Here is a 14,528-nt window from a genome sequence, read left to right as displayed (position 1 = left end):
AACCGGCTTGCAACTGCATTCATTCAAAACAGATAGCTATGAACATTTACGCAGACTTTGCCGAAAAAATGCTTCCTTTGATCAAGGGTTCTGATTTGCTTTCAGACCTTGATGCTGACGCACAAGCAGCACTCCCGTTGGACCGTATCGTTGTGGAACCGCCGAGAGATGCCACCCATGGTGACCTGGCGACGAACGCCGCGCTGCTTCTTGCCAAAGGGCTGCGCCGTAAACCACGCGATATAGCGGAAGCCATTACCGAACTGCTCACGGAGCATTCTGATGCCCTGCAAGTGCAATCGGTCAGCATTGCCGGGCCGGGCTTTATCAATATCACGTTGCAGCCGGTTGTGTGGCAATCGATTGTTCAGGATGTTCTGCGGAATGGAATGAACTTCGGTCGGACCGATCTGGGGCAGGGCGAGAAGATCAACGTTGAATACGTCTCGGCCAATCCGACCGGCCCAATGCATGTAGGACATTGCCGGGGTGCGGTTTTCGGAGACGCTTTGGCAACATTGCTGTCCTATGTGGGCTATGATGTGACGCGGGAATACTACATCAATGATGCAGGCGCTCAGGTGGATGTGTTAGCTCAATCCGCATATCTGAGATATCGCGAGGCGCTGGGTGAGGTTATCGGTGCTATTCCCGAGGGTCTTTACCCGGGCGAATACCTGATGGCACTGGGCGCACAACTTAAAGACCAGCATGGATCATCTCTGCTTGAGATGGATGAAGCCGAATGGCTTCCAATTGTAAAAGAAGCTGCTATTTCGGCTATGCTCGAGCTGATCCGGTCAGATCTGGACAAGCTTGGTGTCGTGCATGACGTTTTCTTTTCAGAACGATCCCTGACAGCGGATGGTGATGACCGGGTTGCAGAAATGATTGCCGATCTGCGCGAACGGGACTTGATATATCTGGGAACATTGCCGCCACCAAAGGGCAAGCTTCCCGATGATTGGGAAGACCGCGAACAGACACTTTTCAGATCGACACGCTATGGTGACGATGTGGACCGGGCGCTATTGAAATCAGATGGCAGCTATACCTATTTCGCGTCCGACATCGCCTATCATTTCGACAAATATAAGCGCGGATTCAACCGCATGGTAGATGTTCTTGGAGCGGATCATCAGGGCTATCTGAAGCGAATGACGGCTGCTGTGACGGCAATATCATCGGAAAATGCATCGCTGGACATCCGTTTTTGTCAGTTAGTGAACCTGTTTCGTGATGGTCAACCGGTTAAAATGTCAAAACGTTCGGGTAATCTTGTCACACTTGCAGATGTGGTTGACGAGGTTGGCAGGGACGTCACGCGGTTCATTATGTTGTATCGTAAGAACGACGCCACGTTGGATTTCGACTTCACAAAAGTGCTCGAGCAGTCGAAGGACAATCCTGTATTTTACGTGCAGTATGCGCATGCGCGTACACATTCGACATTTGCGCAAGCAATTGAAGTATTTGATGAAAAAATCGTAGACGGTCTGGAAAAAGTGGATATTTCGATCCTGGACGATGCCAGCGAACTGGCTCTCATGCGCAAGCTTGCAGAGTATCCGCGCATCGTCGAAGCGGCGGCAAATTTCTACGAGCCGCATCGCATTGCATTTTATCTAAATGATTTAGCAAGTGCGTTTCACGGCCATTGGAACAAAGGCAAAGATTTGCCCCAATTACGATTTATTAAAGATGATAATGAAAAATTGACTAGAGCGCGCTTAGCTCTTGTTTTGGCGGTGCAAATTGTTCTGCGCTCCGGTCTTGGATTGCTGGGAGTGGATGCGCGGGAAGAATTGCGTTAGCATTGATGATGGTTTGCAAGCGCGATTTTGATTGTTGCTTTAGCAAACTTGGTTAACGAAAGAGACGACTTGTTATGTCCGAGTATGAGTATGACAAAAACAAGCCCGGTCAGAGAGCCGGCGCTGGAAACGATCCGGTTTCGGGCGACGCTGGTTCCGGAATGAATTCACCTGGAGGATCTGCTGCGGGGCAAAATCGCAGTTCAGGGTCTGATAGCGCATGGGAAAACGATGACTGGTCGATGCGATCGTCATCTGGTTCCGATGACGATGATCCGTTGATCAAGCTTGCTCGACTTATGGAGCAGAATGAACGAAATTTTGAGGCTGCTGCCCAGCGCTCAAATGATAGTGTTGCAGCGGCCCCTCAGGATACCTATTCACCTGAAACTGTTTCTGTGTCGCAGGATCCGGCGCCCCAAGCCTATCATCCAGAACCAAGTGTTGCTGAGTCTGCGCAGTCTCCAGAGCCAATCTATCAACATGCGCCACAGGATCCGGGATATATGCCTGCCGACGAGCCATCCGTGCCAAGAGATGACCCTTACGCGTCATCCGGGACTCTCGTGGCAGATGCACCTGCGCCAGCAAGGCCACCGTCTTACGACGAGCATGCAGATGATGAGCAATATGATCCCTTTGCGCCAGGTGGCTCTTCCCAGCCCTTGCCCGACAGAGATTTTGACGTATCCAGAATTCCCAGAGCAATTAGACCAGCCGCGTCGGTTGATCACTCGCAGATGGGGGGACTGCATGGAAGCGCAAGCCCTGATCAAGCGGAACCCGAATCGCGTCCTGAGCCAGTGGCAGCACAGCGGGCGCAGGACGCGCCCCGGAATCCGGCGACGTCTCCAAGTGAACCGATTGCGCCACAGCCTGATCCCATCGCTGCTGAACTTCTGCGTTATGTAGACGCAAATGAGGCACGGGAGCCCGTTAGATCAAATGCTGCTGACGCGCGACCAACGCATGCACCACGGCAATTGAGCGAAAGTGCGCCGCGACAGACTGCGCCCCCTGCGGCTCCTGCACCTGTGGCACCACAGACTGCGTCCGCAGCACCTCTGGCCGCGTCTGCTGCTGTGCAAGCTGCGTCTGAAATGGCAAGTGCACCGACGCCTCAGCCGGACTTTTCGTATTTGCGGGAAGTCGAAGATTTGCGTGTTCCGGCGCGGGTTTCAGAGAGCGAACAATCCGCTGAACCGACTGATTCCTTTGCGGATAACACACGATCTGAGGCGCCTCAGGCCGAGGATGCCGATGTCCTTTATGATGAGTATGATGAGGACGAAGGCGGTGGCCTGTTCGCAAGCCGTGGAATGATGGTCGCTGCCGGTGTCATGGCGTTTGTTCTGCTTGGTGGCGGGGCGTTGTTGGCCTATCAAGCCATTTTCTCCAGTGATGATGGCAGTCCTCCACCGCTGGTTCTGGCTGATAAAAACGCTGTTCGCATGCTGCCAGATGGTCAGGCTGCCGATCCTGCGGCTTCAGGTGATATACCCCTGACGAACGAGAGCGATTTGTCGAATGGTGTCATTCAACCGGGAGCTGAAACACCGATTGCGCGGATCAACCCGAATATTGATCCGGACAGAACCGTCCGGCAGATTGGCGCGAATGGCAATAACAGCGGAACGGACGCAATTGCTCCCAGAAGTGTTCGCACTTTCAAGGTAAATCCGGATGGCAGTATTGTTGCTGAGCCAGCGGCCAGGGTTGACAATAATTCAAACGCCATTCAGCCGCGCACGGTTACCACGCAACAAATTTCCGGAAATGGTGAAGTTGTTGCGGCGCCTGCTGAATCTGACGGTGGTACACCCCTGCCGCGCGCGCGGCCAGATGTCTCCACCTCAACATCGAACAATGCCGGCGGTTCCACCGGTATCCAGCCGCGTATTGTTGCAAACAACAACACTGCAACCAACAACACTGGCACCAGTGGCCGGGCAGACTTGCCCGTTCCTCCCCGTGTTTCCGTGGGAACAAATGCGCCGGCGTTCAATCAAAATGCACCAACAGTACAGCCATCGACTAATTCGGTGGCGGCACGTGTTCCATCGACCGATGTTACGCTAGCTGCACCGGCGGCTCAACCCGCCGCACAGCCAGCAGCACCCGCCGCAGTGGGTGATTTTGTAGTGCAGGTATCTTCACAGCGCTCCGAAGATGCCGCGCGGTCAGCATTTAGTGGGCTGCAACGTCGCTTCCCATCGGTCCTTGGCAACCAGTCTCCGGATATTGCACGGGCTGACTTGGGCTCCAGAGGCGTGTTTTATCGGGTCCGGGTTGGCCCGATGGAAACCCGTGTAGCGGCGGCTGATTTTTGCCAATCTCTGAAAAATGCAGGCGGTGATTGCATCGTTGCACGCCGTTGATCTCTTAAACTTAGACGCACTGACACACACACCGACACACCTGGCCTTGGTTTTGAGGCCGTTGTGTTGGCTTGACGAAGGCGGAACGTCACTCTAACCACGTTCTATGACACAATCTGCTTTTATCACTGGCTGCCAAGGCCTTGTTCTGTCTGCCAATGAAAGACAGTTCCTCAGGGATTCTGACCCCTGGGGGTTCATTCTGTTTGGTCGCAATATCGATTCTCCGGATCAGGTGCGTGCACTGGTGTCTGCCATGCGCGATTGCGTGGGGCGTGAAGATGCTCCGGTTCTGATTGATCAGGAAGGTGGACGGGTCCAACGCTTGAGGCCACCCCATTGGGCGTCCTATCCCGCCGCAGCTTATTACGGACAACTTGAAGAGCAAAGTGCAGGTGAGGGGCGTAAGGTTGCTCGTATTGGTGCCCGTCTTATGGCCTGTGATCTGCTAGCGCTTGGCATTACAGTCGATTGCCTGCCGGTCTTGGACGTGCCTGTAGAGAACACGACAAAGGCCATTGGTGACAGAGCCTATGGTACCACGCCTGATGGCGTCGCAGCGCTGGGGCGGGCTGTAGCAGATAGCATGCTGTCTGGCGGCGTGCTGCCGGTTATCAAGCACATCCCCGGTCACGGTCGAGCGGTTGTCGACAGCCATTTTGAGCTACCAAGGGTCAGCAGCTCGCTTGTTGATCTATTGGCGCACGATTTTGCGGCGTTCAAACCGTTGGCAGACTTTCCCCTTGGGATGACCGCACATGTGGTGTTTGAAGCGATAGATCCTGACAATCCGGCAACCTTGTCATCAACCGTCATCTCAACGATCATTCGGGACGAAATCGGTTTTCACGGCCTTCTCATGTCTGACGACATTTCCATGGGCGCTTTACAGACAGATATGGCAGACCGGACCTCAAGCGCTATTCGCGCTGGCTGTGATATGGTTTTGCATTGCAACGGCCTTATGGATGAAATGCAAAGCGTTGCTGCGAATGTGCCAAAGCTCGACGGCGTGGCATTGGAACGGGCGAATAAGGCACTGAATGCTAAACCCGAGCCTGATGGTATTGATCTAGATGAGCTGCGCAAAGAGTTCTCTGCCTTGCTTTCATTGGTTGACTGGGAGGCTTGAAATTGTCCGATGAATCTGACCAGATTGCCAATGATCCGCTGACACAGGCGCTTTTATGGGAAAACCAGAAAGAGCGAGCCAGCGAACCTGATGCCTCGGAACCATCACTCGTTGTGGATGTTGACGGGTTTGAAGGTCCACTTGATCTGTTGCTGGCTCTGGCCCGGTCACAAAAGGTGGATTTGGCGAAAATTTCGATTTTGGCATTGGCAGAGCAATATCTCTCTTTCATTCAGGAAGCCCGGCGCATGCGCCTGGAGTTGGCAGCGGACTATCTTGTGATGGCGGCATGGCTTGCCTATCTGAAATCGCGCCTTCTGCTGCCGGACATCAAGGACGATGAGGATGAATTGACTGGCGAAGAACTGGCCGCAGCACTTGCGTTCCGATTACGCCGTCTGGAGGCCATGCGTGATGCGGCAGCGCGGTTGATGGCGCGGCCACGCCTTGGGCAGGATATCTTTGCGCGCGGCGATCCGGAGCCCGTGGTCACCATCAAGCACAGCAGCTATGTGGCCAACCTTTATGATTTGCTGACGGCGTATGCCAGTCAACGGCAGCGCAATTCTGTTACATCGGTTCGGGTGCTTAAGCGAACTGTTTGGTCGCTCCAGGAAGCCAAGGATTTATTGGTCCGAATGCTGGGGAATGTTTCGGACTGGACGCCGATTGATGATTTTCTGGTAGAATATTTCTCAACGCCCGATCAGCGCGCGACCGTCATCGCCAGTTCCTTTACAGCAAGTCTTGAGATGGTGCGCGAGGGTGTTCTGGAAGTTCGTCAGAGCGGACCATTTACGCCACTGTTCGTTCGCCGTGCGGCAAGGCAGGATGGAGGGGGCACTCATGAGTGAGAGGGATACCGAAACTCTGCATTTAAGAATGCTGGAAGCCATGCTGTTTGCCTCTGACCGGCCACTGGAAGATTCAATCCTGAAAGAACGCCTTCCGGCAACGGCGAATTTTGAGCAGTTACTGGCGGATTTGGCAGGCCTTTATGAAGGCCGCGGTGTGGTTTTGAAAAAAGTGGCGGATGGTTGGGCCTTTCGGACCGCCGATGATCTTGCTTTTTTGCTACAAGCAGAAACAGCAGAGCAACGCCGGCTGTCACGGGCGGCATTGGAAACTCTGTCGATTGTGGCTTACCATCAGCCTGCAACGCGAGCAGAAATTGAGCAGATACGTGGCGTTTCAACGAGCAGAGGCACTCTGGATGTCTTGCTTGAAACAGGTTGGATACGGTTGCGCGGACGGCGCAGAACACCCGGACAACCAGTGACATACGGAACCACACCAGAGTTTCTGGAGCACTTCAATCTGGAATCCATTGTCGATCTGCCAGGATTGGACGAACTGAAAGGTGCTGGCCTGCTAAACAGCACTCTGCCGCCGGGGGCACCTATGCCGATGCCGAATGATGATCCGGATCTTGGTCATGATGAGGACCCCCTTGAAGATGATCTGTTTGCACCCGATGTGGTGCTTGAAGACGATTGAGAGCGGACCCTGACATTCTCCTGATGGCACATTCATGAACCAAACAACACGCCCTTCCGGTTTGAAAACCGCCTTGACCTGGGGCCGTCGTGGCACGACGGGCGCCACGATTGCCAGAGAGATGCGGTTTGAGAGTGTCTTTCATAGTTATGGTGACACAAAGGCCCTTCGGAATATCGATCTGACAATCGCTTCGGGAGAAATTGTGTGTTTGCTTGGCCAGTCCGGGTCCGGCAAGTCAACGCTGCTGCGTATTGCTGCGGGTGTTGAAACACCTCAGGCCGGGCGTTTTTTGGTCGATGGCAAGGAATTTGGTGGGCCAGACGGTCTGGTGCCGCCGGAAAAGCGCGGCATAGGCTTGATGTTTCAGGACTTTGCGCTGTTTCCACATTTGACAGTTCTGAAAAACGTCATGTTTGGCCTGACGGCCTTGTCTGGCTCCAATGCGCGCAGCGAGGCTATGCTGGCTTTGGAACGTGTCGGGCTTGCAGATCATGCCAATTTGTATCCTCACCATCTTTCTGGTGGTGAGCAGCAACGTGTGGCACTTGCCCGTTCAATTGCACCACGTCCAGGTATCCTGTTGATGGATGAGCCGTTTTCGGGCCTTGATCAAAGGCTGCGCGACAGTGTGCGCGATGAAACCATAACCATTTTGCGGGAAATGCGGGCGACCTGCCTGATGGTGACCCATGATCCTGAGGAAGCAATGCGCGTGGCAGACCGCATTTTGCTGATGAAACACGGCCAGATCGTTCAGGATGGCACGGCACGCGAGCTGTATTTCCAACCGGTCGATCTGGCGTCTGCAACATTCTTTTCCGAGGTCAATATGATGGAGGGTGAGATCGTTGACGGCCTGGTCATCACCCCTGTAGGCACATTTCCCGCGACCGGTAAACAAAATGGAACAGCCGATATCTGCATCCGCTTCCAGGGTGTTGCAATAACACCTAAAACGGAAACCAGCATCCCCTCCGGTGCGAAACATGGCAGGGTTTTGCGGCGGCGCTTTCTGGGTGAGGTGGATTTGGTCGACGTGGCTGTGGAGGGACTGGACGATCCGTTGCAGGCGCGCATCAGAAATGCTGATAAACTGATACCCGGGACAGAAGTTTTTGTCAGCTTTGATCTGCGCGACATTTTGGTGTTTGAAAAAGAACACATATAGCCCCACATCTAACATGTGGCTCAGTAAGGGTGACGAAGTGACTGTTCTGACGGGCAAAGGACGCAGGGAAAAGCCGGTTTGGCGGATCTTTCGCGATGCCGAACTGTTCGAGCGGTCAAAAAACCGCCATTTCATCACCCACAAAGAGTCCGCGCCCTAGTACTAATTATTGGTGTCTTTTCACCGTTGGGCGGTGTAATACTATGATTAGCAAGCGATTTTACGGGCTGTATCGATAGCGAACAATTGGTTTGCCTTTGCGGTTCAAGAAGATTTTAGGAGTACATAATGGGTATAAGTTTCTGGCAAATTGCCATTGTTGTGGTTTTGGTCGTGCTGTTGTTCGGTCGCGGCAAAATTTCAGATCTCATGGGCGATGTCGCCAAAGGGATCAAGAGCTTCAAATCCGGGCTCGCCGAGGATGATGACAAGACAAAGACGATAGACCAGTCATCTGATGAAGTTGCGGCCACTGTCAAAACTGAAGACAAGCAAGCCAGCTAATCCATAAATTCTAATGGTGGCTGTACGCTTATCGTGCCGCGCCCTTTTTTGAGAAACCGGCAGATCTGAATGTTCGATCTTGGATGGACCGAATTCATTGTTGTGGCTGTTGTGGCTATTCTTGTGGTGGGTCCTAAGGAACTGCCCGGAATGCTGCGCACAATTGGCAAAACAATTGGAAGTATGCGGCGGATGGCGGGTGACTTTCAGCGTCAGATGAATGACGCGCTGAAAGAGGCCGATCTTGATGGCATCAAATCCGGCATTGAAAGCGTCAACAGCATCAATCCGGTTTCGCAGCTTAAAAACAGCCTCAATCCTGTGAAGCAAGCCGCTGAGGATGTCCAAAGGGATATCAACAAGGGTCTGTTGAACGCGGGCGAGGGCGCCAAGTCAAAAGCGGGCACGCAATCGACATCCTCATCTGATGCGGTTGCTGCTGCAAAACCCAAAACTGCTGCGAAACCAAAGGTCGCGGCAAAGCCCAAGACTGCTGCAAAGCCCAAGACTGCGGCAAAGCCGGGAGCCGCCGCAAAATCCAAAGCAGCGGAAAAACCGGCTGCTGTAAAAACTGCCGCTACAAAGGCGACAACAGCCAAGGCCGCTGCCGCAAAAACATCTGCCGCCAAGGCAACGGCTACTAAAGCAGCACCGGCCGAAGCCGCTGCCACGAAAGCGACAACTGCCAAAACCACAGCAGCCAAAACCACAGCAGCCAAAACCACAGCAGCCAGAAAACCTGCCGCTAAAAAGACCACCGCAAAAAATGCGGGTACTTCCAAAAAGGATACTGACGCGTGAGCGAGAGCGAAGACGAAGTCGACAGCAGTCGCGCTCCGCTGATCGAGCATCTTATCGAGTTACGGCAACGGCTGTTTAAAGCCGTTATCGGACTGGTGCTGATGTTCATCGTGAGTTTTATTTTCGCGACAGATATATTTAATATTCTGACCGTTCCGTATGAAAAAGCGGCGGGGGATCTGCGGGATATCGAATTTATCTACACCGCGCCTCAGGAGTATTTCTTCACCCAATTGAAACTGGCATTCTTTGGCGCACTGTTTTTGGCATTTCCGATTATTGCCTCGCAAATCTATATGTTTGTGGCTCCGGGCCTTTACAAGAACGAGAGATCGGCCTTCGTGCCATACCTTGTCGCGACGCCAATCCTTTTCGTGATCGGTGCTTCGCTTGTCTACTACCTGATTATGCCCCTCGCTATGGGCTTCTTCCTGAGCATGGAGCAGGCTGGAGGAGACGGTCAGGCTTCCATTCAACTGGTTGCGAAGGTCAGCGAATATCTTGGCCTGATCATGACGCTGATTTTTGCGTTTGGTCTTGTGTTCCAACTCCCTGTTGTGCTGACCCTTCTGGGCCGCATCGGCGTTGTGAGTTCGGTTGGTCTTAAATCCAAGCGGCGTTATGCGGTGGTTGCCGCCTTTGCGATGGCGGCTATTCTGACTCCGCCAGATCCCATCAGCCAAATTGGCTTGGCCTTGCCGACTATTGTGCTTTACGAGCTCTCTATTCTCTCCGTGCGGTTTATAGAGCGTCGTCGTGCGGAGCAGGAAAAGGCAGATGATGCGGTTGATACTGTCTGACATTAGCGCTACTGCCACGCTCATCTCACTCAACGACAACCTGATAATTGAGCTGTCCCATGCATGATATCCGATGGATAAGAGAGAACTCAGCCGCTTTTGATGCAGCGATGAAAGCGCGGTTTGCCGATTACCGCGCCGCTGATCTGATTGCGCTGGACGATGAACGCCGCACTCACGTGACGAAACTTCAAGAAGCCCAGGAACGCAGAAACTCAGCATCCAAGGAAATCGGGAAAGCCAAGGCTTCCGGTGATGAGGCCGCAGCTCAGGCAGCTATTGCAGCTGTTTCGGAGTTGAAAGCCTTTATCCAAAGTGGCGAGGATGTTGAGCGGAAGCTCACCACGTCCTTGACCGACAGGCTTGCTGAAATCCCCAATATCCCACTTGAAGATGTTCCGATCGGGCCTGGCGAAGAGGAAAATGTTCTGCTTCGTGAGGTGGGTGAGAAGCCGCGAATCAATTTCGAGCCGAAAGAACACTTCGAGTTGGGTGAAGCACTGGGCATGATGGATTTTTCCATTGCCGGAAAAATATCAGGCTCGCGCTTTGTTGTGTTACGGGCGCAGATTGCCAGACTGGAGCGCGCTTTAGGGCAGTTCATGCTGGATTTGCACACGCAGGAACACGGCTATCAGGAAATCATGCCTCCTTTGCTGGTGAAGGATGACGCTGTCTTTGGCACGTCGCAATTGCCGAAATTCAAGGAAGATTTGTTCCACACAGATGATGGTTTCTGGCTTATTCCAACTGCAGAAGTGCCTTTGACCAATCTGGTGCGTGAAAGCATACTTGATGGCGATCAACTGCCTCTGCGCTTTTCAGCGCTGACGCCTTGTTTCCGCTCGGAAGCCGGGTCGGCTGGTCGTGATACAAGGGGCATGTTGCGCCAACACCAGTTCTCAAAAGTCGAAATGGTGAGTGTAACCAGGCCAGAAGAATCGCTCGCGGAACTGGAGCGTATGCTTGAATGCGCCGAGGCCGTGCTGAAGAAACTGGGATTGGCCTATCGGGTCATGACCCTGAGCAGCGGCGATATGGGCTTTGGCGCACGCAAGACCTACGATATCGAAGTGTGGTTGCCCGGTCAGAATGCCTATCGCGAGATTTCAAGCTGTTCGGTATGCGGTGAATTTCAGGCGCGGCGGATGTCAGCGCGCTACCGCATGGACGATGACAAGTCGCTTGGCTTCGTTCACACATTGAATGGATCCGGTGTGGCCACAGGTCGTGCCTTGATTGCAATTATGGAAAATTATCAGCGCGAAGATGGCGGCATTGATATTCCAGACATATTGAAACCGTATATGGCTGGGATCAGTCACATTGCGGGTCCCACGGAGTAAACCGAATGCGCATACTGGTAACCAATGATGACGGGATCAACGCACCAGGTCTTGTGGTGTTGCGGGAAATTGCAGAGGCTTTGTCCTCTGAAGTTTGGGTCGTGGCGCCCGAGACGGATCAAAGTGGATTGTCCCATTCTCTGACACTCAATGATCCATTGCGTCTGCGCCGGGTTGAAGAGCGGGTTTTTGCCTTGCGCGGCACGCCAACCGATTGCGTGATCATGGGTGTGCGCGAAGTTATGAAAGAAGCGCCAGACCTTATTTTGTCAGGCGTCAATTCGGGTCACAATATTTCAGATGATGTGACGTATTCCGGTACCATTGCCGCAGCCATGGAAGGCACCATGCTGCGTGTACCCAGCATTGCGCTCAGCCAGGGCTATGACTGGGATTCGGGAGCCGAGATTCCCTGGAATGTGGCACGTGTTCACGCGCCGGACCTTGTACGTAAAGTGATTGACAAAGGAATTGAGCCGGGCATTTTGATCAATATCAACTTTCCCAGCTGTGCTGCAGACGATGTTGCCGGCGTGCAAATTACGCGTCAGGGTGCCTTGACCCACGGACTGTTTCTCGACAAGCGCGATGATGGGCGCATGAACCCCTATTATTGGCTGACCTATCGCAGGCAACCGCAAAATGTGATTGCCGGAACAGATATGGATGCTCTGCAGCAGAACTATATCTCGATTACACCGCTGAAGCTGGATCTGACAGCCGATGAGGCAATGAAGCGTTATTCAGATCTAGCGGAATAGAGGTGTCGCGTGGCCGGGTTTTCAGATCCGCATAGCCATCATTTACCAGCCTTCCTGTTGCGTCTTCGCGAGATGGGCGTGACCGATGTTCAATTGTTGAAGGCGTTGGAGAAGACAGACCGGCGACTTTACATCCCTGATCTTGCCAAGGAAGAGATGTGGGAAGATCGTGACCATTCCATTGGTTACGGCCAAAGCGCCGGGGTTCTGAGCCTGGTTGCCATTGTTGTGGGGGCGCTGAAATTGCAGCGACAGGACAAGGTTTTGGACATTGGTGTTGGATGCGGCTACCAGACTGCTTTACTGGCCAGACTGTCTCGCCGGGTCTATGGCGTGGAACGGGTGCGGCCCTTAACCCGACAAGCTGAAAAAAATCTTGAAAAAGACGGTATTCTGAACGCCACTCTTTACAGTGGAGACGGTCATATAGGCTGGCCAATGCAGGCCCCATTTAATGCGATCGTTCTTACCGCAGCCTGTGAGACCGTGCCGCCTGTCTTGTTCGATCAATTGGCAGATGGCGGCAGGCTGGTTGCGCCGATGGATGAGGGGCATGGTGAGGAAGCCATCACACTGTTCAGTAAAAACGGTACAGAAATCAGCTCTAAATCCATCGGCAGGGGCGAATTTCCGCCACTCGTTCCGGGGCGGGTGAGTGACGACTAAGTTTACTGTCAAAGTGTGCTACGGCAGAAACTGAATCAATTTAAGCATTTATAAAGGGTGTCACGGTTAATACTTCGTCTGTGTTTTGAGTACAGGCGTGAGTATGCCGGATGTGTAAAAGTATAGAGTTTTCGCGGAGCCGGGCTGGCCGCGTAATTTCCAAGGCCCTATTTGTTTCATTTCTATCGGGCACACTTGTGGCCTGCAGTAATGATTTTTCCAGAGTCTCAGATCAGGACTATACGGCAGCTGTGTCTGCCCAGCGAGACTTTTTGGGTAAGCCGACACGGCAACCAATGCCTGCGGTTCCCATTGCTGGATCTTCTTCCAATAATGTTGTTGCGCGGCAAAATCTGCGGCCTGTTCAGCCTTATCCCGCTCAACAGACATATGCTTCTGTTCAGCCGACGGTTGACTATACCAGACCTGCTGCCGATCCAGCGTACAGGCCCACGCCGTCCAATATGGCAAAGGGCGAGTACCAGCAAGCTGCGCTAAGGCAAGCTGATCCGATAACGACCGCTGCTGTGGGGCAGGATGAATCCGGTTGGACGCGCAATGGTGGCGCAACCGTGACCATCAAGCCTGGCGACACGCTGTATGCAATTTCGCGGCGTCACAATGTGCCTGAGCAAGCCATTCTCAATGCAAATGGATTGTCTGGCCCACGTGATATTGTCGCCGGCCGTTATCTCACAATTCCAACCTTTGTGCGGGCTCAGACGCAACAAGCCGCTGCCAGAACCGCTCAACCGCGATTGCAAGCATTCCCTCAGCAGGTTTCAAGGCCTGCGCAGCAAGCTGCGCCCCGGGTGGCTGCGCGTGCAGCCGTGGTTAATGCAGTTCGATCCGTTGGCAGCGCGCCACAACCTTCTTCCAAACCTGCAACTCAGGCTGTCTTGACCAGACCAGCGGCAGTTGCCGGCGGCCGTTATCGGGTTGCTTCCGGCGACACGCTTTACAGCATTGCGCGCCGCCATAACGTAAATATTGGTACGCTTTCTGCGGCGAATAATATGGGTCAGTCGACCAATATCAAGATTGGCCAAACCCTTGTTATTCCTGGCCGTGGCCAAACAACAACGGTCGCGACGCAAACAGTTGCTCCCAACAGAGCAGCTCAGCTGGCACCTCGGAATGTGCAGACAACAGGCTCAATCCAGCCGCCAAAAACAGTTGCCGTTCAGCCGGTGAAGCAGGTTCAGCCGGTTGTGTACACACCGCCTAAGGCCGAGCAGCAGGAGCAAGCCAAACAGGCCGGTGCAGGCAGCCTGTCATTTCGCTGGCCGGTTCGTGGGCGCGTCATCTCTACGTTTGGTGACAAAACCAATGGCGAAAGAAATGATGGTATCAACTTGGCTGTACCCGACGGAACACCCGTTAAAGCAGCCGAAGACGGTGTTGTAATTTACTCCGGGAACGAGTTGAAAAGTTACGGTAATCTTGTGCTTGTACGGCACTCGGGTGGTTGGGTGACGGCTTACGCTCACAACCGGGCCTTGAGCGTTAACAGAGGCGATCAGGTTCGTCGCGGTCAGGAAATTGCTCAGGCAGGTGCCACAGGCTCTGTGAGTTCTCCACAACTGCGCTTTGAACTTCGCAAAGGATCGACCCCGGTCAATCCTTTGGACCATTTGGGCGGCGTTTGACCAGACACC

Annotated in this window: 13 protein-coding genes; all 13 read left to right on the top strand. The window is 53.5% G+C overall.

From position 1 onward, the window contains the following. The first annotated feature begins 38 nt into the window (after positions 1-38). On the top strand, positions 39-1,814 hold the full coding sequence (argS, locus tag RAL91_RS14995) for an arginine--tRNA ligase (protein WP_306257039.1): 1,776 nt from the start codon (positions 39-41) through the stop codon (positions 1,812-1,814). Between the two features lie 74 nt (positions 1,815-1,888). After that, positions 1,889-4,192, top strand: coding sequence for an SPOR domain-containing protein (locus tag RAL91_RS14990; protein WP_306257038.1), 2,304 nt, complete (start codon positions 1,889-1,891; stop codon positions 4,190-4,192). Positions 4,193-4,298: 106 nt separating this feature from the next. Next, positions 4,299-5,324 (top strand): beta-N-acetylhexosaminidase, encoded by a 1,026-nt coding sequence (nagZ, locus tag RAL91_RS14985; protein ID WP_306257037.1) that lies wholly within the window; start codon positions 4,299-4,301, stop codon positions 5,322-5,324. Continuing rightward, positions 5,321-6,178, top strand: a complete 858-nt coding sequence (locus tag RAL91_RS14980; protein WP_371932416.1) for a ScpA family protein — start codon at positions 5,321-5,323, stop codon at positions 6,176-6,178. Before nagZ ends, RAL91_RS14980 begins: the two co-directional genes overlap by 4 nt. Next, positions 6,171-6,821: an SMC-Scp complex subunit ScpB gene (scpB, locus tag RAL91_RS14975; RefSeq protein ID WP_306257036.1), complete on the top strand. Its 651-nt coding sequence runs from the start codon at positions 6,171-6,173 to the stop codon at positions 6,819-6,821. Before RAL91_RS14980 ends, scpB begins: the two co-directional genes overlap by 8 nt. 34 nt (positions 6,822-6,855) lie before the next feature. Next, entirely contained in the window at positions 6,856-7,992 is a 1,137-nt protein-coding gene (locus RAL91_RS14970) for an ABC transporter ATP-binding protein (RefSeq protein WP_306257034.1), read from the top strand. Between the two features lie 288 nt (positions 7,993-8,280). Further along, positions 8,281-8,496, top strand: a complete 216-nt coding sequence (locus RAL91_RS14965) for a twin-arginine translocase TatA/TatE family subunit (protein WP_306257033.1) — start codon at positions 8,281-8,283, stop codon at positions 8,494-8,496. Positions 8,497-8,565: 69 nt separating this feature from the next. Next, positions 8,566-9,297: a Sec-independent protein translocase protein TatB gene (gene tatB, locus RAL91_RS14960; RefSeq protein WP_306257032.1), complete on the top strand. Its 732-nt coding sequence runs from the start codon at positions 8,566-8,568 to the stop codon at positions 9,295-9,297. Further along, a complete protein-coding gene (tatC, locus tag RAL91_RS14955) occupies positions 9,294-10,097 on the top strand; it encodes a twin-arginine translocase subunit TatC (RefSeq protein WP_306257031.1) in 804 nt (267 codons plus the stop codon). Before tatB ends, tatC begins: the two co-directional genes overlap by 4 nt. A 59-nt stretch (positions 10,098-10,156) precedes the next feature. Next, entirely contained in the window at positions 10,157-11,443 is a 1,287-nt protein-coding gene (serS, locus tag RAL91_RS14950; RefSeq protein WP_306257030.1) for a serine--tRNA ligase, read from the top strand. A gap of 5 nt (positions 11,444-11,448) precedes the next feature. Then, positions 11,449-12,204 carry a 5'/3'-nucleotidase SurE gene (gene surE / locus RAL91_RS14945; RefSeq protein WP_306257029.1) on the top strand — a complete coding sequence of 252 codons (756 nt, stop codon included), beginning with the start codon at positions 11,449-11,451 and terminating at the stop codon, positions 12,202-12,204. Between the two features lie 9 nt (positions 12,205-12,213). Continuing rightward, a complete protein-coding gene (locus RAL91_RS14940) occupies positions 12,214-12,870 on the top strand; it encodes a protein-L-isoaspartate(D-aspartate) O-methyltransferase (protein WP_306257028.1) in 657 nt (218 codons plus the stop codon). Between the two features lie 110 nt (positions 12,871-12,980). Continuing rightward, positions 12,981-14,519 carry a peptidoglycan DD-metalloendopeptidase family protein gene (locus tag RAL91_RS14935; protein ID WP_306257027.1) on the top strand — a complete coding sequence of 513 codons (1,539 nt, stop codon included), beginning with the start codon at positions 12,981-12,983 and terminating at the stop codon, positions 14,517-14,519. Positions 14,520-14,528 lie beyond the last annotated feature (9 nt).

The sequence above is a fragment of the Pararhizobium sp. IMCC21322 genome (assembly GCF_030758295.1).
In the GTDB taxonomy this organism is placed as follows: Bacteria; Pseudomonadota; Alphaproteobacteria; order Rhizobiales.
The sequence above is the reverse complement of the archived record's forward strand: the minus strand, read 5'-3'. Positions and strand labels throughout refer to the sequence as shown.

What these genes read in the sequence shown, in the direction of transcription:
- argS (WP_306257039.1), top strand. Translation starts at nt 39, where the DNA reads ATGAACATTTACGCAGACTTTGCCGAAAAAATGCTTCCTTTGATCAAG.
- RAL91_RS14990 (WP_306257038.1), top strand. Translation starts at nt 1,889, where the DNA reads ATGTCCGAGTATGAGTATGACAAAAACAAGCCCGGTCAGAGAGCCGGC.
- nagZ (WP_306257037.1), top strand. Translation starts at nt 4,299, where the DNA reads ATGACACAATCTGCTTTTATCACTGGCTGCCAAGGCCTTGTTCTGTCT.
- scpB (WP_306257036.1), top strand. Translation starts at nt 6,171, where the DNA reads ATGAGTGAGAGGGATACCGAAACTCTGCATTTAAGAATGCTGGAAGCC.
- RAL91_RS14970 (WP_306257034.1), top strand. Translation starts at nt 6,856, where the DNA reads ATGAACCAAACAACACGCCCTTCCGGTTTGAAAACCGCCTTGACCTGG.
- RAL91_RS14965 (WP_306257033.1), top strand. Translation starts at nt 8,281, where the DNA reads ATGGGTATAAGTTTCTGGCAAATTGCCATTGTTGTGGTTTTGGTCGTG.
- tatB (WP_306257032.1), top strand. Translation starts at nt 8,566, where the DNA reads ATGTTCGATCTTGGATGGACCGAATTCATTGTTGTGGCTGTTGTGGCT.
- serS (WP_306257030.1), top strand. Translation starts at nt 10,157, where the DNA reads ATGCATGATATCCGATGGATAAGAGAGAACTCAGCCGCTTTTGATGCA.
- surE (WP_306257029.1), top strand. Translation starts at nt 11,449, where the DNA reads ATGCGCATACTGGTAACCAATGATGACGGGATCAACGCACCAGGTCTT.
- RAL91_RS14935 (WP_306257027.1), top strand. Translation starts at nt 12,981, where the DNA reads ATGTGTAAAAGTATAGAGTTTTCGCGGAGCCGGGCTGGCCGCGTAATT.